15 protein-coding genes are annotated in these 18,217 nt (G+C 64.7%); 8 read left to right on the top strand and 7 right to left on the bottom strand.

All coding sequences use genetic code 11. The features are described from left to right. Window positions 1-57: 57 nt before the first annotated feature. Window positions 58-501 carry an META domain-containing protein gene (locus A9O65_RS10240; protein ID WP_064699730.1) on the bottom strand — a complete coding sequence of 148 codons (444 nt, stop codon included), beginning with the start codon at window positions 499-501 and terminating at the stop codon, window positions 58-60. Window positions 502-625: 124 nt separating this feature from the next. On the opposite strand from A9O65_RS10240, the gene A9O65_RS10235 reads away from it, so the two are divergent. Next, window positions 626-1,030, top strand: a complete 405-nt coding sequence (locus A9O65_RS10235) for a DoxX family protein (RefSeq protein WP_064702078.1) — start codon at window positions 626-628, stop codon at window positions 1,028-1,030. A 68-nt stretch (window positions 1,031-1,098) separates the two neighbouring features. Here the strand turns inward: A9O65_RS10235 and A9O65_RS10230 are convergent, their stop codons facing one another. After that, a complete protein-coding gene (locus tag A9O65_RS10230) occupies window positions 1,099-1,539 on the bottom strand; it encodes a VOC family protein (protein ID WP_064699732.1) in 441 nt (146 codons plus the stop codon). 81 nt (window positions 1,540-1,620) lie between these two features. Between A9O65_RS10230 and A9O65_RS10225 the strand changes: the two genes are divergently transcribed. Then, window positions 1,621-2,160, top strand: a complete 540-nt coding sequence (locus tag A9O65_RS10225) for a DNA-3-methyladenine glycosylase I (RefSeq protein ID WP_064699733.1) — start codon at window positions 1,621-1,623, stop codon at window positions 2,158-2,160. 7 nt (window positions 2,161-2,167) lie between these two features. Then, window positions 2,168-3,301 (top strand): metal-dependent hydrolase, encoded by a 1,134-nt coding sequence (locus tag A9O65_RS10220; protein WP_064702077.1) that lies wholly within the window; start codon window positions 2,168-2,170, stop codon window positions 3,299-3,301. Between the two features lie 5 nt (window positions 3,302-3,306). Here A9O65_RS10220 and A9O65_RS10215 read toward each other — a convergent pair whose 3' ends face one another. The 3 genes from A9O65_RS10215 to metE all read right to left on the bottom strand — a co-directional run bounded on the left by A9O65_RS10215 (window position 3,307) and on the right by metE (window position 7,317). Continuing rightward, a complete protein-coding gene (locus A9O65_RS10215) occupies window positions 3,307-3,909 on the bottom strand; it encodes an FMN-dependent NADH-azoreductase (RefSeq protein ID WP_064699735.1) in 603 nt (200 codons plus the stop codon). 256 nt (window positions 3,910-4,165) lie between these two features. Beyond that, the gene (locus A9O65_RS10210) at window positions 4,166-4,906 is read right to left on the bottom strand and encodes an MliC family protein (protein WP_064699736.1); all 741 of its coding nucleotides are present in this window, start codon (window positions 4,904-4,906) and stop codon (window positions 4,166-4,168) included. 104 nt (window positions 4,907-5,010) lie between these two features. Further along, on the bottom strand, window positions 5,011-7,317 hold the full coding sequence (gene metE, locus A9O65_RS10205; RefSeq protein WP_064702076.1) for a 5-methyltetrahydropteroyltriglutamate--homocysteine S-methyltransferase: 2,307 nt from the start codon (window positions 7,315-7,317) through the stop codon (window positions 5,011-5,013). Between the two features lie 103 nt (window positions 7,318-7,420). On the opposite strand from metE, the gene A9O65_RS10200 reads away from it, so the two are divergent. Further along, on the top strand, window positions 7,421-8,335 hold the full coding sequence (locus A9O65_RS10200; RefSeq protein ID WP_064699738.1) for a LysR family transcriptional regulator: 915 nt from the start codon (window positions 7,421-7,423) through the stop codon (window positions 8,333-8,335). A 33-nt stretch (window positions 8,336-8,368) separates the two neighbouring features. On the opposite strand, the gene A9O65_RS10195 is transcribed toward A9O65_RS10200, so the two are convergent. Further along, complete coding sequence (locus A9O65_RS10195) at window positions 8,369-9,997, bottom strand: ATP-binding protein (RefSeq protein WP_064699739.1); 1,629 nt, start codon at window positions 9,995-9,997, stop codon at window positions 8,369-8,371. Beyond that, window positions 9,997-10,713, bottom strand: coding sequence for a winged helix-turn-helix domain-containing protein (locus A9O65_RS10190; RefSeq protein WP_064699740.1), 717 nt, complete (start codon window positions 10,711-10,713; stop codon window positions 9,997-9,999). The genes A9O65_RS10195 and A9O65_RS10190 overlap by 1 nt, the downstream gene beginning before the upstream one ends. A 435-nt stretch (window positions 10,714-11,148) precedes the next feature. Between A9O65_RS10190 and A9O65_RS10185 the strand changes: the two genes are divergently transcribed. The 4 genes from A9O65_RS10185 to A9O65_RS10170 all read left to right on the top strand — a co-directional run bounded on the left by A9O65_RS10185 (window position 11,149) and on the right by A9O65_RS10170 (window position 18,157). Then, the gene (locus tag A9O65_RS10185) at window positions 11,149-14,055 is read left to right on the top strand and encodes a ribonucleoside-diphosphate reductase subunit alpha (protein WP_064699741.1); all 2,907 of its coding nucleotides are present in this window, start codon (window positions 11,149-11,151) and stop codon (window positions 14,053-14,055) included. 67 nt (window positions 14,056-14,122) lie between these two features. Then, window positions 14,123-15,370 carry a ribonucleotide-diphosphate reductase subunit beta gene (locus A9O65_RS10180; protein WP_064699742.1) on the top strand — a complete coding sequence of 416 codons (1,248 nt, stop codon included), beginning with the start codon at window positions 14,123-14,125 and terminating at the stop codon, window positions 15,368-15,370. 256 nt (window positions 15,371-15,626) lie between these two features. Then, complete coding sequence (locus A9O65_RS10175) at window positions 15,627-15,941, top strand: hypothetical protein (RefSeq protein ID WP_254783071.1); 315 nt, start codon at window positions 15,627-15,629, stop codon at window positions 15,939-15,941. Window positions 15,942-16,099: 158 nt separating this feature from the next. Beyond that, complete coding sequence (locus A9O65_RS10170; RefSeq protein WP_064702074.1) at window positions 16,100-18,157, top strand: TonB-dependent receptor family protein; 2,058 nt, start codon at window positions 16,100-16,102, stop codon at window positions 18,155-18,157. Window positions 18,158-18,217: the final 60 nt, after the last annotated feature.

Raw genomic sequence — 18,217 nt, 5'->3', positions numbered from 1 at the left:
CTCTCACACTCGGCCGCCCCCAGGGCGGCCGAGGTACTCCTGCCAGCCGGTTACCGGTCAATCGGCGCGCTGAAAACCTCCCAGCACGCGCTGATCGGGACCGAAGAACACCAGCCTGTCGTGGTCGATCAGATAACGGTAAGCCTCATCGAGCATGTCCGTGACACGCTTGGCGTCCTGCATGTTCGGACACGCCATCATGGTGGATCGGAGCTCGCCGAACTCGATGCGATTCTTGTCGCCCAGCTCGACGCTGCCACCAAACTGATTGCAGCCGTCATGGCCGCTGACCCGACCATCGGGCGTGATCCGGAAATGCGGTGTGGGCGACAGGTCGAGCCGCTCGCTGGTGCCTACCAGCAACAGATTCCAGCGCGGCCCCACCACTGCCCCCGAGACCTCACCGTCCGGCGAGACGTCGGGGTCCGGCCCGCTGGCACAACCGGCGAGCCCCGCGGCGATGGCGGTCATCATCAGGATACGGCGTAACGTCATGGTCATCGTGCTATCTTCCTTGCGGCTGGAGAATGCGGGTCAGGGAGATCCCGCATGGACGCATCAGCTTGCCCCAGCACGGTAATCGGGACAATGCTGGTACTACCCAATTCGATGAGAGGAAGGCCTCATGCTCGACGCGCTGCGCAACGACGCCCTCGGCAAACTGATCCTGCGTCTCGCCGTGGGCGGACTGATTCTGCTCCATGGCATCGCCAAGCTGCTCGATCCCGGCACCCTGGGGTGGATCGAGAACCTGTTGGCCAATCAAGGACTCCCGTCATGGCTGGCGTATGGCGTGCTGCTCGGCGAGGTGCTGGCCCCGGCGATGGCCATCCTCGGCTGGCAGACTCGGCTGGCGGGACTACTGATGGCCGGCAACATGCTGGTCGCCATCGTCCTGGTGCACATGGGCGAACTCTTCCAGCTCGGGGACAGCGGCGGCTGGGCGCTGGAGCTGCAAGGCATGTTCCTGTTCAGTGCCCTGGCCCTGGTCTTCCTCGGCAGCGGACGCATGGCCGTCCGTCCCGACTGACACCGCTCGACAGGCAACGCCAGCGGGCCGATGCCACATGCGTGGCAAGGCGGCCCGAAGGCGACACCTCACCAGGTGCCGGTATTCTCCATGGACGCCCAGGGTTCCCGCGGCTCCTGGGGTTCACCGGCCTGCAACAGCTCGACGGAGATGCCATCAGGGCTGCGCACGAAGGCCATGTGGCCATCGCGAGGCGGCCGGTTGATGGTCACGCCGTTGTCCTGCAGGTGCTGGCACAGCGCATAGATATCATCGACACGATAGGCTAGGTGGCCAAAGTTGCGTCCGCCGGTATAGGTTTCCGGGTCCCAGTTATAGGTCAACTCGAGCTCCGGGGCCTGCAGCTCCGTCGAACGCGACTCGTCAGCGGGAGCGGCGAGAAATACCAGGGTGAAGCGTCCCTTTTCACTCTCCTTGCGACGCACCTCCTTGAGCCCCAGCAGGTCGCAATAGAAATGCAGGGAGGCGTCGAGATCGGCGACCCGAACCATGGTATGCAGGTATTGCATGAGAATCTCCTTGTTCACAGTGGGAGCGAATGGGGGCATTCTGTCACCGATCCGCCATCACCGCGACGAGATCGATGCCCCATGAGCGACTATTGTGACCTGGCACCGGCCCACCCGTTTCATGGCCCCTACCATGATCACGAATATGGCTTCCCGGTGGAAGACGACGACACCCTCTTCGAGCGTCTGGTCCTGGAAATCAACCAGGCCGGACTATCGTGGCTCACCATCCTGAAGAAGCGCGATGCTTTCCGCTCGGCTTTCGAGGGCTTCGCCATCGACCGGGTGGCTGCCTACGGTGACGCGGAGCGGGCCCGCCTGCTGAGCGACGCCGGCATCATCCGCAACCGCCTGAAGGTCGATGCCGTGATCCACAATGCCGGCGTGATCCAGACATTGCGCGAGGAACATGGCAGTTTCCGTGCCTGGCTGGACAGGCACCACCCGCTCCCCCACGCCGACTGGATAAAGCTGTTCAAGCGAACCTTCCGCTTCACCGGTCCCGAGATCGTCGGCGAGTTCCTGATGAGCACGGGATATCTGCCCGGCGCCCATCGCGACGATTGCCCGATACAGCGTCGTATCCTCGCCGCCGCACCGCCCTGGAGTCGCGAGGCATGAGCGCGTCATGGATTCGGTGACCCAAGCCGCCCTCGGGGCGGCCATCGGCGGCGTCATGCTGGGCCGACGCCTGGGACGCCGGGCCGTGCTGTTCGGTGCCGTGTTGGGAACCCTGCCGGATCTGGATGTGGTCATCGATTACGGCGATGCGGTGGCCAATGTCACGCGTCATCGGGGGTTCAGCCACTCGCTGTTCGTGCTCGCCGGCCTGGCAACGGCCCTGGCCCTGCTCGCCCGACGATTGGCACCACGGCTCGAGATCGGCCTCGGTCGTTGGCTGCTGTTCTTCGGCCTCTGCCTGATGACCCATCCATTGCTCGATGCCCTGACCACCTACGGAACCCAGATCTGGTGGCCCCTGGATATCCGTCCCACGGCGTGGCCTCTGGTGTTCATCATCGATCCCTTCTACAGCCTGCCGTTGCTGGCTGGCATCATCGTGGCGCTGGTCACCGGCAATGGATATCGCGCCCCAGCCTGGGGGCTGGCCTTGTCCTGTGCCTACCTGGTTGCCTCGCTGGGCGCCAAGACGCTGGTAGAGCATCGCCTGGCGCCGGTTCTGGCCAAACGCGGCCTCACCGACGCCCCGCGCCTGGTGCAACCGACACCTTTCAACATTCTGCTGTGGCGCGCCACCCTCATCGAGGGTGGCAATTATCATGAAGCACTGATCGGCGTCTTCGATGGCGATCATCCACCGGTGCTGGAAACCTTCTCGCGCGGGGCCGCGCTGGAATCGTCGGCCCTGACCAGCCAGGCCGGGCAACGCCTGGACTGGTTCGCCGGCCCGTTCCTCCGCTACGACATCGTCGCCCGAGGCGACCGGGAACGCCTGGTGGCCACCGATCTCAGGCTCGGCTTCCCGGGCTTTCATCCGTTTCGCTACGCGCTTGCCGACCGCCAGGCTTCCGCGTGGCGTGTCTTGCCGACGACCCGCCAACTGACCGAAGCGCGTGGCAACGACCGCGCCGCCATGGGCCGTCTCGTCGGGCGTATCCTGGCACCGGACCCCATGCTATGCACCAGTCATTTCGTACCCCGAGAATGGATCGTCGAGGTGCCGGCTCCGTGCCGCCGACCACCACATGACGAAAGGCGGGCGGCCGAAAGACCGCCCGCCGACTCCTCCGAACCGGGATAGACGCCTCAGAGGCGTGCCACCAGCCCGTCGATCGCCTGACGTGCCTCACCCATGGCAGCGTCGCGCTGCGCCTCGCCCATGGCCAGTCCCTCGGCGAATACGGTATCGACCTCGGTGATGCCGATCAGTCCGAGCATGTGCTTGAGATGCGGCGTCTGACTGTCGAGCTCAGTACCGGCGTACTGGCCGCCACGAGCCGCGAGGATTGCCGCTCGCTTGCCCTCGATCAGCCCCTGAGGTCCCGCTTCGGTATAGCGGAAAGTGACGCCAGCGCGCAGGATGCGATCGAACCAGGCCTTCATCTGTGACGGAATGCCCAGGTTGTAGAGTGGCACCGCCAGCACCAGGACATCATGCGCCTGGAGCTCATCGATCAAGGCATCGGAACGCGCCGCCAGTTCACGCTGCTCGGGCGTGCGCTCGTCCGCCGGCACCTGCCAGCTGGAAAGCTCCGGCAGCCCCAGGTGCGGCAGCTCATCGGCGATCAGGTCGCGGGTGGTGATGGCAACGTCATCCCGCCCGGCAAGCTGAGCCTTGAAATGCTCGGCCAGTGCCAGGGAATTGCCATCGAGGATGGAAGACGTCAGAACGAGAACGCGAGTGGTCATGGTGATCTCCTTCATACAGCAGGCATGGAAGAATGATCACCAGTATATGTTCGTTTTTGTCGATGATAAGCGGGAAAAACCGCACCTAACTTTCGAAACATTCGAACAAGGTATCTCATGCGGAATGTCGAAAAGCCGGCGAGCGAAGGCTAGACAAGGCAAAAATCAGCGAAGAGGCGGAGTTGCAAGACGTAAATGAGCACTCTGAGCTGATGTTTAACGCCGTATAACCGAGCGCAGACACTTTCCCCACATCTTAAGGGGCGATGCCTTGCCCACACCCCCGATACACCCGATCATTCAACGTCAGAGTCACCCGGGCCGGCCAGGGCTGCCCGCTCATGTCGTCGAAACAGGCTCGCGCCTCGATGCGCAGTTCGAAAGGCCGCGCCGCCTGACCGCTGGCCAGTGTCACACTCCCCGTCTCGTTGTCGAGCGAGGTCACGCGATACGGCAAGGTGACTTCGCGATCGCCATAGTCCAGCGTCATGGCAATCCGTGGCGTGTCATTGGCCAGCTCGATGTGCCATCCCGGCTCGTTGCCACTGGCCCGGAACATCACGCCGGGGTGCGACGCCCGGGTCAGGACGCGGTGTCGGGTGTCCTGCTGGCATTCCAGGCGACCTCGGTCGTTCTCGACCACGGCCCCCTCACCCTTTGACCAGAAGCTCAAATCCCCCTGCTCGTAACGGGCACCGCTGGCCACCACGGCCGGACTCAGACGATAGGCGCCATGTGCCGACCACAGGCGAAGCGTCTTCTCGTCATGGGCGGTCACCAGTTCCTGGTCCGGCATGCAGCGCCAGCCGACGAAATGCTCGGCATCACCGGGAAACAGCGCCGAAGGCAACAGGGGTGCCTTGGCCGTATCGTCGGAGCCTCCGAAATCCGGCGGCGCGACGCCAGACTCGTGAGCGGACGTGGCACAGCCGGCCAGGCCAAGAACCAGCAGAGAAGCACCGAGATGTCGCAAGGCAACGGCGGGAAGGCGAGGCATGGCAAATATCCTTGTAGAGTTGAAGTCCATCGAATCTACAGGATAACAGCCGCCGGAGGACTTGCCCTCGTCCGGCGGCGCGTTGTCATGCATTTCCCTGCCGCTCAGGCGTGACGCTGCCTCAGCTGCCGTGCGGCCTCGACCATGTTGGCCAGGGCCGGCTCGACCTCGGCCCAGCCACGAGTCTTGAGGCCACAGTCGGGATTGACCCAGAGGCGCTCGACGGGAATCCGTTCGGCCGCTTTCTCCATCAGTTGCACCATCCAATCGACCTCGGGAATGTTCGGCGAATGGATATCGTAGACGCCCGGCCCGATCTCGTTGGGATAGTCGAAATCGCGGAAGGCATCGAGTAGCTCCATGTCGGACCGCGAAGTCTCGATGGTGATGACATCGGCATCCAGTGCGGCGATGGAAGCGATGATGTCATTGAACTCCGAATAGCACATGTGAGTGTGGATCTGGGTGGCATCATCGGCCACGGCGGCGCTCAACCGGAAGCAGTCCACCGCCCAGTCGAGATAGCCCTGCCACTCGGCCTGACGCAACGGCAGTCCCTCGCGCAGCGCCGGCTCGTCGATCTGGATGGCGCGAATGCCCGACGCTTCCAGGTCGGCCACTTCGTCACGCAGGGCCAGGGCAATCTGCCGGCAGGTGGTCTCGCGGGGCTGGTCATCGCGCACGAAGGACCACTGCAGGATGGTCACCGGGCCCGTGAGCATGCCCTTCATCGGCTTGTCGGTTAGCGACTGGGCATAACGGCTCCAGCGCACGGTCATCGGCTCGGGACGCGCCACATCGCCGAACAGCACCGGCGGCTTGACGCAACGAGAACCATAGCTCTGCACCCAGCCGAAGCGAGTGAAGGCAAATCCCTCGAGCTGCTCGCCGAAGTACTCGACCATGTCGTTACGCTCGGCCTCGCCATGGACCAGCATATCGAGGCCCAGGGCTTGCTGGCGGGACACCGCCTCGGCGATCTCGGCCTGCATGCGCGCTTCATAGTCGGCGGCGGACAGCTCGCCCTGCTTGTAGGCGCGACGCGTCTGGCGAATCTCGGTGGTTTGCGGGAAGGAGCCGATGGTGGTGGTCGGAAACAGCGGCAACGCCAGGTGCCGACGCTGGGCTCGTGCCCGCTCGATATAAGGATGCGCCCGCTCGCTGTCGGTGCGGCTCACCGCCGACAGACGCTGAGCCACGGCCGGACGATGGATGCGCGGCGACTCGCGGCGTGCAGCCAGCGCCGCGGCGGCATCGGCGAGCAAGGCCTCGTCGCTGGCCGTGAGGCGACCGCTCAGGGCGCGACCCAGCACCACCGTTTCGTCGAGCTTCTGCCGGGCGAAGGCCAGCCAACTCTTGAGCTCGGCATCGAGCTCGGTCTCGGCGGCCAGATCCACCGGCACATGCAGCAACGAGCAGCTCGGCGCCACCCAGAGACGCTCCCCCAGACGCGCCTTGACCGACGCCAAGCGCTCGCGCAGCGCCACCAGATCGGCCCGCCAGATGTTGCGACCATCGATGACGCCCAGCGACAGCACCTTGTGGGGCAGCAGTCTATCCACCACCGTGTCGACCTGCTCCGGCGCCCTGACCGCATCGAGGTGCAGGCCATCCACCGGCAGGCCGACGGCCAGCGACAGATTGTCCCCGAGCCCGCCGAAGTAGGTTGCCAGCAGCAGCTTGACCGGCGCCGACTGCAGGTAATGATAGGCACGCTCGAAGGCCTGCCGCCAATCCGCAGGCAGATCCTGCACCAGGGCAGGTTCGTCGAGTTGCACCCATTCGACGCCCTGCTCGGCGAGCCGTGTGAGTACCTGGCCATAGACCGCCAGCACCTCATCGAGCAACGCGAGGCGATCGACGTCCTCGGCATTGTCGCCACGCGCCTTGCCCAGCCACAGCCAGGTCAGCGGACCGGTCAGCGCCACCTTGACCGCATGGCCCTCGGCTTTCGCTTCCTCGACCTCGTCGAACAGTCGCGAACTGGCCAGCCGGAAGCGTTGTCCGGCATGCAGCTCGGGAACCAGGTAGTGATAGTTGGTATCGAAATACTTGGTCATCTCGCAGGCGGCGGCAGGCTCTCCGCTGGGTGCTCGGCCCCGGGCCATGCGAAAGGTCGTGTCCAGGTCCACCTCGCCCCGGGCCAGTTCGTCTTCGGCGCCGAATCGCGCCGGCACCGCCCCCAGCAGCACCGAAACATTGAGCACCTGGTCGTAGAAGGCGAAGTCACCCACGGTCACCAGATCGAGGCCGGCTTCTCGCTGCGCCGCCCAGTGGCGCCTGCGCAGCTCGCGCCCTTCGGCCTCGAGGGCCTGGCGATCGAGCTCACCCTTCCAGTAGGCTTCGGTGGCTTTCTTCAATTCGCGGTCCGCGCCGATGCGCGGATAACCGAGTACGTGTGTCAGCGTCATGGTGAATCCCGAGCGGTTTGATCGATGCCGCCCAGTCTCGCTAGCCACCACGACTGAATCAAACTAAACTTATTAATCTTCAACATGAATAAAGCTCAGGATAATGCTCGAACTGCGCCACCTTCGCACCCTCGTTGCCCTGCGTGACGCCGGCTCCCTGGTGGAAGCCGCCGAACGCGTGCACCTGACCCAGTCCGCCCTTTCCCATCAGATCAAGGATCTGGAGGAGCGGCTGGGCAGCCCGCTCTTCCTCCGCAAGACCCGGCCGGTGACCTTCACGCGAGCCGGCTTGCGCCTGCTGGCCCTCGCCGAGCAGGTGCTGCCCCAGGTCCGCATGGCCGAGCGCGACCTGGCACGCCTGGCCGGCAACGAACAGGGCCGGCTTCACATGGCTATCGAGTGCCATAGCTGCTTTCAATGGCTGATGCCAACCGTGGACCATTTCCGTGACCACTGGCCCGAAGTGGAGGTCGACATCCCCGGCGGCCATCATTTCGAGCCACTCCCGGCCCTGGCCCGGGAACAGCTCGACCTGGTGATCACCGCCGATCCCCAGCCACTGCCCGGTGTCCATTACGAGCCGCTGTTCCGCTACGAAGGGCTCCTGGCAGTCTCCCGCCAGCACTCCCTGGCCGGCAAGCCGCATGTCACGCCCGAGGCGCTCGCCTGCGAGACCCTCATCACCTATCCCGTGGAGCATGCACGCCTGGATGTCTTCACCCAGTTCCTGGACCCTGCCGGTGTACAGCCCAAGGAAATCCGCACCGCCGAGTTGACCATCATGATGATGCAGCTGGTGGCCAGTGGCCGAGGCGTATGCGCGCTACCCAATTGGGCCTTGACCGAGTACCTGGAACGCGACTACGTCAAGGCCGTGCGACTAGGCGAACGTGGCGTATGGAGCACCTTGTTCGCGGCGATCCGCGAGGACGCCCGAGAAGCGCCCTGGATGGAGGATTTTCTGCGTACCGCCCGGGAAACCTCCTTCGCGGTACTGGAAGGCATCAAGCCGGCCTGAGATCCGTCCTAGGCCCGGCGATGTTCATGCGTTTCATCCATGGGATGTTTCCTGCCAGGGAATCAACAGCGTGAAGCGCGCCCCGCCCAGCACCGCGCTGGTATCCACCACCACGCTGCCGCCGTGCCAGGCCATGACCCTCTGCACGATGGACAGTCCCAGGCCATAGCCGCCCGACCGTCGGTCGCGGCTGTCGTCGAGGCGGGCGAACGGCTTGAATATCTCGTGGCGCGCACGTTCCGGCACTCCCGGGCCATCGTCCTCGACATCGAAACGCACCAGACCAGGCTCGCCCTCCACGCTCACGCGAACCCGCGATACCGCATGGCGACAGGCGTTGGAGACCAGGTTCTGCAAGGCACGCTGCAGATATCGAGGCTCGGCGGTGGCTTCGACCTCAGGACCGTCGACCAGCTCGATGGTAAGATGGGCGTGCAGACCATCCAGGGACGCGATGACCCGCTCGGCCAAGGCGCGCGCCGCTACTGGCTCGAACTGGAAGCCCGCGCCATTGACCGCATGACTGTCGAGCCGCGCATAGGTGAGGATCTCATCGACCAGGGCGTCGAGTTCGGCGATATCGCTATCCGCACCGCGCAACTGGCGTCGCACCGCCGGGTCGTCGGTCATGTCCTCGACCATCTGCACCGCAAAGCGTATCCGTGCCACCGGCGTGCGCAACTCGTGAGAGACCGCACGGGTCATGTCCTGCTGGGCCCTCAGCAACGACTGAACCTGCTCCGCCATGCCGTTGAAGGCCATCCCCAGGCGCCCGAGAAAGTCACCGCTGTGCACCTTGACGCGGGTATCCAGATGCCCGCCGGCGATCCGCGTGGCCGCCTGCTCGAGACGCGTCACACGCGATTCCACGCCTCGCACGATCAGATAGATGACCACCGCCAGAACGCCGAGCACCATCACCACCACGAGCGACAACACCTGAACCGATGGCGGCCGATAGGCTCGCAGGGGCCCGACGGCCAGGCCACCGGTTTCGCGCACCTCCCCCGGCCCTCTCAGATACAGCGATAGCGCGCCATCCGCGGGATGCGAGCGCGCCACGACATCGAGTTCGGGAACCTGCTCGAACCGTTCCGCGACGTCTGGCGGCACGCCGCCTAGCGTCAAGGGCACCGCTGGATTGCTCAGGTCCGAGAGCCGCTCTTGCCGGGCTTGCGGATCCATCTTGCCCAGCCAGGCTCCCAGTACGCGCGCCAGCGCCAGCAGTTGGGCTTCGCTCACGTCGCCCAGTTCGGCCCGCAACAACCGGGACTCGCCGGGTAACCGATGATGCAGCTCCCAGTTCCCGCTCGAGGTGCGACTTACCAGGGTGTGTCCCTGAGACAGGCGCAAGCGTTCGAAATAGCCCAGCGGGTAATTGTCGCTCGCATGCAGGGACAGATCGATGCCGAGCCGTTCACCGAGACGGGCCAGCCAGGCAGCTCGCTGCGCCCGCGCCATCGTTCCCAAACGCTGCGCGAACAGCGTCATCGGCACCTCGGCCAGCCGTTCCTGATACTGCTCGCGACGCACCTGGTCGACCAGAGCGATGGCCGACAGGGAAAGCCCGAAGGCCAGCACCAAGGCGAGGGCCAGCAACGCATAGACGCGCAGGAAGGTACTGTCGACCAGGGTACGTGGCAGCAGGCGAGCCAATGTCATTAAGCATCCCGAACGAACAGATAGCCCTTGCTGCGCACCGTCTTGATGCGATGCGGATGATGCGGATCGTCGCCGATCTTCGGCCGGATCCGCGATACACGGACATCGATGGAGCGATCCTGCCCGTCGTACCGTATGCCGCGCAATTGCGCGAAGATCTCTTCCCGAGTCAGTACGCGCCCGGCATGACTGGCAAGCAGCCAGAGCAGGTCGAATTCGGCGCTGGTCAGGTCGATACGCGCGCCTCCCAGCCAGGCCTCGCGGGTTCCACTGTCGATCTCGAGATCACGGAACACCAGACGAGCGTCGGCAGTCCCGAGATTCGATGGCTCACTGCGGCGCAACAGGGCACGCATGCGCGCTAGCAACACACGGGGCTGCACCGGCTTGGCCACATAGTCATCCGCCCCCATCTCGAGTCCCAGCACCTGGTCCATGTCATCGGTACGGGCGGTGAGCATCAGGATCGGGCCGGCGTAGTCGTCCCGCACACGCCGGCAGATCGTCAGCCCATCCTCGCCCGGCAGCATGAGATCCAGAATCACCAGGTCCGGTTGCAGGTCGAGGATGCATTGTGCCCCTCGGTTGCCGTCGGCCTCCAGCGTCACGCGAAAGCCATTGGCGACCAGATAGTCTCGGGTCAGTTCGGCCAGCCGCTCATCGTCTTCGATTATCAGCACATGTTCCATGTCAGGGGAGTTCACACTAGCTTCCATTCTCAGTCGTCACCTCGACAGGCAGTGGTCGGTCAACGGAGCGTTGTCGTCGGTACGACACCCCGAACAAATGCCTTCTCCCGAGAACCCGGCATGACGTGCAGGTCGGTCGCGTCCGCCGGCGGGAAAAGGCCGTCCCGTGGAAAGGATACTCGACATTGGCCTCTTTCGCTTTATCCGGAAACGACCCGAAAGCGCGTGATCGGCTCAACCACGCGGGCTCGTCGAGCCCCTCGAAATCACCCCCTGAATGCTCACAGCCCCTCCACAGCTTATCCACTTGAAGGGCCGAAAAAAGCACACTATCTTGTGTTCCAATTCAACCGGAACACAAGATAGTGTGCCCTTAGCAACTTTCAAAAATCCTGTCAACAACCGCTCAACGGCGGTCTTCATCACCCATTTTCAACTCCTAAGGTAGGGAACCCCGGCGCCATGGATACCACCGCTACTCCGGACCATCCGTCCGTCTCCGTTACCGCCCCGCAGACGTTGCGTGTCATCAAGCGCAACGGCGATGTGGTGCCCTTCGATGGCGGCAAGATCGCCGTGGCCCTGAGCAAGGCCTTCATCGCCGTGGAAGGTGACAACGCCGCGACGTCCTCCCGTGTCCGCGACTTCGTCCAGCGCGCCTCGGAGAGCATCGAGCAAGCCTTCCAGCGCCGCATGCCCGACGGCGGCACCCTGCATATCGAGGACATCCAGGACCAGGTCGAACTGGCACTGATGCGGGCCGGCGAGCAGAAAGTGGCGCGTGCCTATGTGCTCTATCGCGAAGAGCATGCCCGGGCCCGAGCCGAATCCGGCGCCGACATCACCAAGCCTCACCCCACGCTGAACGTCACCGCGCCCGATGGCAGTACCCGCCCGCTGGACCTCGGCCGGGTCGAGACCCTGGTGTTCGACGCCTGCGAGAACCTGCCCCATGTCGAGCCGGGCAAGATCGTCGAGGATTCGCTGAAGAACCTCTACGACGGCGTAACCGTGGATGGCGTCTCCCAGGCGCTGATGATGACCGCCCGCACCCTGGTGGAGAAGGACCCCAACTACACCTACGTCACCGCGCGACTGCTGCAGGACAACCTACGCCGCGAGGCGCTCTCCTTCCTCGGCATCGCCGACGAGGCCACCTACCAGGAAATGGCCGACTACTACAAGCCGGCCTTCCAGGCCTACATCGCCCGCGGCATCGAATTCGAACAGCTCGATCCGCGACTGGCGGAATTCGACCTCGAACGCCTCGGCGACGCCCTCGATCATACCCGCGATGCCCAGTTCACCTACCTGGGTCTGCAGACCCTCTACGACCGCTACTTCATCCACCGCGACGAGGTACGCTACGAGCTGCCCCAGGTGATGTTCATGCGGGTCGCCATGGGCCTGGCGCTGAACGAGGACGACCGCGAGGCGCGGGCCATCGAGTTCTACGAGCTGCTCTCCAGCTTCGACTACATGGCCTCCACGCCGACGCTGTTCAACGCGGGCACCGTGCGCAGCCAGCTCTCCTCCTGCTACCTGACCACGGTGCCGGACGACCTGGACAGCATCTACAGCGCCATCCGCGACAACGCCCTGCTCTCCAAGTGGGCCGGCGGCCTCGGCAACGACTGGACGCCGGTGCGCGCCCTGGGTTCCTACATCAAGGGCACCAACGGCAAGTCCCAGGGCGTGGTGCCCTTCCTCAAGGTGGTCAACGATACCGCCGTGGCCGTCAACCAGGGCGGCAAGCGCAAGGGCGCGGTCTGTGCCTACCTCGAGACCTGGCACCTCGACATCGAGGAATTCCTCGAGTTGCGCAAGAATACCGGCGACGACCGCCGCCGGACTCACGACATGAACACCGCCAACTGGGTGCCGGACCTGTTCATGAAGCGTGTGTTCGACGATGGCGAGTGGACACTGTTCTCGCCGGCCACCTGCCCTGACCTGCACGATCTCTACGGCGCGGCCTTCGAGAAGCGCTACGAAGAGTACGAGGAAATGACCCGCACCGGGCAGCTCAAGCTCTTCAAGCGCGTGCGCGCCAAGGACCTGTGGCGCCGGATGCTGTCGATGCTGTTCGAGACCGGCCACCCCTGGATCACCTTCAAGGATCCGTGCAACCTGAGAAGCCCTCAGCAGCATGCCGGCGTGGTCCACAGCTCCAACCTGTGCACCGAGATCACCCTGAACACCTCGGTCGACGAGGTCGCGGTGTGCAACCTGGGCTCCATCAACCTGGCCCAGCATGTGGTGAACGGCGAGTTCGACAGCGACAAGCTGAAGAGGACCGTACGCACCGCCGTGCGCATGCTCGATAACGTCATCGACATCAACTATTACGCCGTCCCCCAGGCAGAGCGTTCCAACTTCAAGCATCGCCCGGTGGGACTCGGCATCATGGGCTTCCAGGACGCCCTCTATGCCCTGGACATCGCCTATGCCTCCGACGAGGCCGTGACCTTCGCCGATCGCTCCATGGAACAGGTCAGCTACCACGCCATCGAGGCCTCCAGTGACCTGGCCGCCGAGCGCGGCCGCTACGAGAGCTACGAGGGATCGCTGTGGAGCCAGGGCGTGCTGCCCATCGACTCCATCGAAAAGCTCAAGACCGAGCGCGGCGAGAAATACATCGAGGTCGATACCTCCACCACCCAGGACTGGGATCGTATCCGCGAGAAGATCGCCGCTCAGGGCATGCGCAACTCCAACGTCATGGCCATCGCCCCGACCGCGACCATCTCCAACATCTGCGGCGTTTCACAGTCCATCGAGCCGACGTACCAGAACCTGTTCGTCAAATCGAACCTGTCGGGCGAGTTCACCGTGGTCAATGCCTACATGGTCAACGACCTCAAGGAACGTGGCCTGTGGGACGAGGTGATGATCAACGACCTCAAGTACTACGACGGTTCGGTGAAAGCCATCGACCGTGTCCCCGACGATCTCAAGGCCAAGTACGCCACGGCCTTCGAGGTGGAGCCCAAGTGGCTGGTGGAGGCCGCCGCGCGGCGTCAGAAGTGGATCGACCAGGCGCAGTCGCTGAATCTCTACATCCAGGGCGTTTCCGGCAAGAAGCTCGACGTGACCTATCGCATGGCCTGGTTCCGTGGACTCAAGACCACCTACTACCTGCGCGCCCTGGGCGCCACCTCGGTGGAGAAGTCCACGGTCGACCGCGGCAACCTTAACGCCGTGAGCAACGCCTCGCCCTCCGCTGCCCCGGCGCCGGGTCCCGAATCCTCGCCTCAGGCACAGGAACCGCGCGGCGTCGACGACTTCCTGCAGGGCAAGAGCGGCAGCGGTTCCCGGGCGCCCTCGGCGGGCGAAATGGACGAGCTGGGCTGCGAGGCCTGCCAATAATCCAGGAGTCGAGAGGGAAGATGACGCTTCCCTCTTCTCTCTTCACTTCCGAGGAACGAGAAAGCACATGATCGATTGGGACGATTTTCACGAAGACGACAGCGCGGTGGCCGAGCAGCCTCAGCCGGCTCCCGCCCCGCAGCCGACGGCCCAGCCAGCCCCCGAAGCGCCCGCTGCGGAAGTCCGCGACAGCGCCGGCACCTACCGGGTCGCCGAACAGGATCGCCTGGCCCGCGCCCGTCAGTCCATCGACGAGCTCGACGTGGCCGCCGGCCTGGAGGAGCTGGAGATGGGCGCGGCGCGCATCGAGGTCGACGACAAGCAGATGATCAATGCCCGCGCCGACCTCAACCAGCTGGTGCCCTTCAAGTACGAGTGGGCCTGGCAGAAGTACCTGGATGGCAGCGCCAACCACTGGATGCCCCAGGAAGTGAACATGAACGCCGACATCGCGCTGTGGAAGAGTGCCGACGGCCTCACCGCGGACGAACGGCGCATCGTCGAGCGTAGTCTGGGCTACTTCTCCACCGCCGATTCGCTGGTGGCCAACAACCTGGTGCTGGCACTCTACCGCCTGATCACCAATCCCGAGTGCCGCCAGTACCTGCTGCGTCAGGCCTTCGAGGAGGCCATCCATACCCACGCCTACCAGTACTGCGTGGAGTCGCTGTCCATGGATGAAGGCGAAGTCTTCAACATGTACCGCGAGATCCCCTCGGTGGCCGCCAAGTCGGCCTGGAGCCTCAAGCATACCCAGTCGCTGGCACGCCCGGACTTCCAGACCGGCACCCCGGAGACCGACCAGGAACTGTTGCGCAACCTGATCGCCTTCTACTGCGTGACCGAGGGTATCTTCTTCTACTGCGGCTTCAGCCAGATCCTCTCCATGGGCCGGCGCAACAAGATGACCGGCGTCGCCGAGCAGTTCCAGTACATCCTGCGCGACGAGTCCATGCACCTGAACTTCGGCGTCGACATGATCAACCAGATCAAGATCGAGAACCCGCATCTGTGGACGCCGGAGTTCCAGGACGAATGCACCCAGATGATCCTCGAGGGCACCGAGCTCGAGATCGCCTACGCGCGCGACTCCATGCCGCGCGGCGTGCTGGGCATGAACGCGGCGATCATGGAGGAATACCTGCACTTCATCTGCAACCGTCGTCTGGCCCAGATCGGCCTCAAGGAGCAATTCCCCGGCGCGCAGAATCCCTTCCCCTGGATGAGCGAGATCATCGACCTGCGCAAGGAGAAGAACTTCTTCGAAACCCGCGTCACCGAATATCAGGTCGGCGGCGCATTGAGCTGGGACTGATCGACGAGCGACGGGAGGTAGCAACATGGTGGCAACCTCGAACTTCAGCGTGCGGCCGCACCTTGCGGTGCGTACCCACCGGCCTCCGTCGCATGGGGAACGGGCCATTCAGTGCCCGCCCCCTTTCCGATGATGACGCCCCACCCGGCCTCGCTGGGTGGGGCGTTTTTCATGGCTCCCGGCGGCTTCGGCACCACCGGCACGTTCGCCGCCCGGGCAAGGCCCTGGCACAGGTGTATCAATGGAGGGCAAACCGATGCATGTATCCCAAGCTAACGGCACCCGACGCGACGCCCATGACTGGCAGTCGGCCCTGGATCGCGCCCTGGCCGCGCATGGTGGCGAAGATGCCTTCGCCCTCTACCCGCATGTGGCCTACGCCTTTCCCTCGTCATCGCCGAACCCCTACACCCGCGAATACCCCTTGCTCGACTACCGAGGCCTCAAGGAGTGGGCCACCCACCGTGGCTGGCGCGTCCGTCCCGCGCCCGAACGCGCCCCCGAAGGCGAAGAGTACAGCCCGCCGGTGCGCTTCACGCGCCTCGAGGCCGAGACCCAGCGCTACCACTGAGCCTGCCGTCACCACGCCACCGCCCCCGATGCCAGGGGGCGGTGGCGTCCCTCGTTCGTTACGTCGGCGAGACCGAATCGATTCATCCCGATTTGTCGCCAAGGCGCTCCGGTGAGATCATTCGCGCACTATCCTTCTTCGACTACCGAGGTTGCTTCATGCCCCACCGCGCCGCGTCCTCCCTTCTCGTCGCCGGGACCCTGAGCGTGTCAGGAATGGCCCTGGCCCAGCCGGCCACGCTGGACCCTCTCGAGGTCACTGCCCCGCGTCTCGATCGAGAACTCTACGACACACCGGCGGCCGTCTCGGTGGTGGATCGCGAGAAGATCGCCCAGGGCCAGCAGCGTGAGCGCCTCGACGAAGCACTGGCCACCGTGCCCGGCCTCTACCTTCAGAATCGCCACAACTTCGTCCAGGGCGAGCGGGTATCGATCCGCGGCTTCGGCGCTCGCACGCCCTGGGGCGTGCGAGGCATCCGGGTGCGGGTCGACGGCATTCCCTACACCCTGCCCGACGGCCAGGCCCAGCTCGACGCCATCGACCTGGACAGCGCCCAGCGCATCGAGGTCCTGCGCGGTCCGGCGGCGGTACAGTACGGCAACGCCGCCGGCGGAGTGATCGACGTCACCACGGCCGACGGCGAGAGCGACCCCGGCACCAGCCTGCGCGTCGAGGGCGGCAGCGACGGCTATCGCAAGCTGAACGTCAGCCACGGCGGCGTCAACGGCCCCTGGTCGCACCATGTCAGCGTCTCCGCGCTGGGCATGGACGGCTATCGCGACCACAGCAGCGTCGAGAAGTATCTGCTCAACGCCAAGCTGAAGCGCGAGCTCGACGCCGACCGCTCTCTCACCGCCATCGTCAACCTGCTCGACAACCCGCGCTCGGAAGATCCCGGCGGCCTGACCGCCGAGGCCGTGTCCAAGGACCGTGAAGGCACGATCGACAGCAACTTCTACTCGCCGACCCGCATCGACGCCGGCCAGTCGGTCGATCAGCAGGTCCTCGGCCTCGAGTACGAGGACCGCGCCGCCGGCCCCGGCGAGCTGACCCTGCGCGGCTTCTACCTGCAGCGCGATTTCGAGCAGCAGCTCGCCTATGCCGGCGACAGCTTCGTCGCCTATGACCGCGACTACTACGGTGCCAACGCCGAATATCGCCAGTCGCTGTCGCTCGGCGGACTGCCGCTGAGCTATGTCACCGGGGTCGAGGTGGCCCGCCAGGAGGACGATCGCTACCGCGACGACGTCACCATCGACGGCGTCCATCAGAACCGCGCCGCCGCCGAGACCCAGACGGCCTCCTCGCTGGGTGTCTTCGCCCAGGGCGACCTCGACCTGACCGACCGCTGGACCCTCTCGCTGGGCACCCGCTTCGACCACATCGACTTCGATATCGACGATGACTACTTAAGCGACGGCGACAACAGCGGCGATCGCACCTTCGACCAGTGGAGTGGCAGCGCCGGGGTGAACTATCGCTACCTGCCCAACCACCAGGCCTACCTCTCGGTAGGCACCGCCTACGAGACGCCGACCTTCACCGAGTTTGCCAACCCGGCCGGCGTCGGCGGCTTCAACCCCGACATCGAGCCGCAGAAGGCCTGGAATCGCGAGATCGGCCTGCGCGGTCACTTCACCGACAGCGGCCTGGACTACGACGTCGCGCTGTTCTCGACCCGGGTGCGCGACTCGCTGATCGCCTACAAGAACAGCGACGGTCGCGACTTCTATCGCAATGCCGGACGCAGCCGCCAGGACGGCCTGGAACTGGCCCTGGGCTGGCAGTTCGCCGATGACTGGCGGCTCGACAGCGCCCTGACCCTGGCGCGCTACGAGTTCCAGGACTACGTGGACGACGACGGCAACGATCACGCCAACAACCGCATTCCCGGCCTGCCCGAGCGCACCTGGGTCAACCAGTTGACCTGGCAGGGCGTCGGCGAGCGCTTCGCCACCCTGGAGACCCGTTACGTCGGCTCCATGTACGCCGACGACGCCAACAGCGTGAACGTGGACGATTACTGGCTGGCCAACCTGCGCGCCGGCGACGGCTGGCGGCTCGGCAACGATACCCTGCTCAAGGCCTATGTCGGCGTCAGCAACCTGTTCGACCGAGAACACTACGACAATATCGTCATCAACGACCAGCGCGGGCGCTACTTCTCCACGGCGCCGGACCGCAGTGTCTACGCAGGGATGGAACTGACCTTCTGACCGCACGACCCGGCACGCTTCGCTGGGTGAGATTGCAAAGCCAGCAGCGGAGTGCGCCAC

This window comes from Halomonas caseinilytica, assembly GCF_001662305.1.
Taxonomy (GTDB): Bacteria; Pseudomonadota; Gammaproteobacteria; order Pseudomonadales; family Halomonadaceae; genus Halomonas; species Halomonas caseinilytica.
This window is presented reverse-complemented; position numbering and strand designations above follow the sequence as displayed.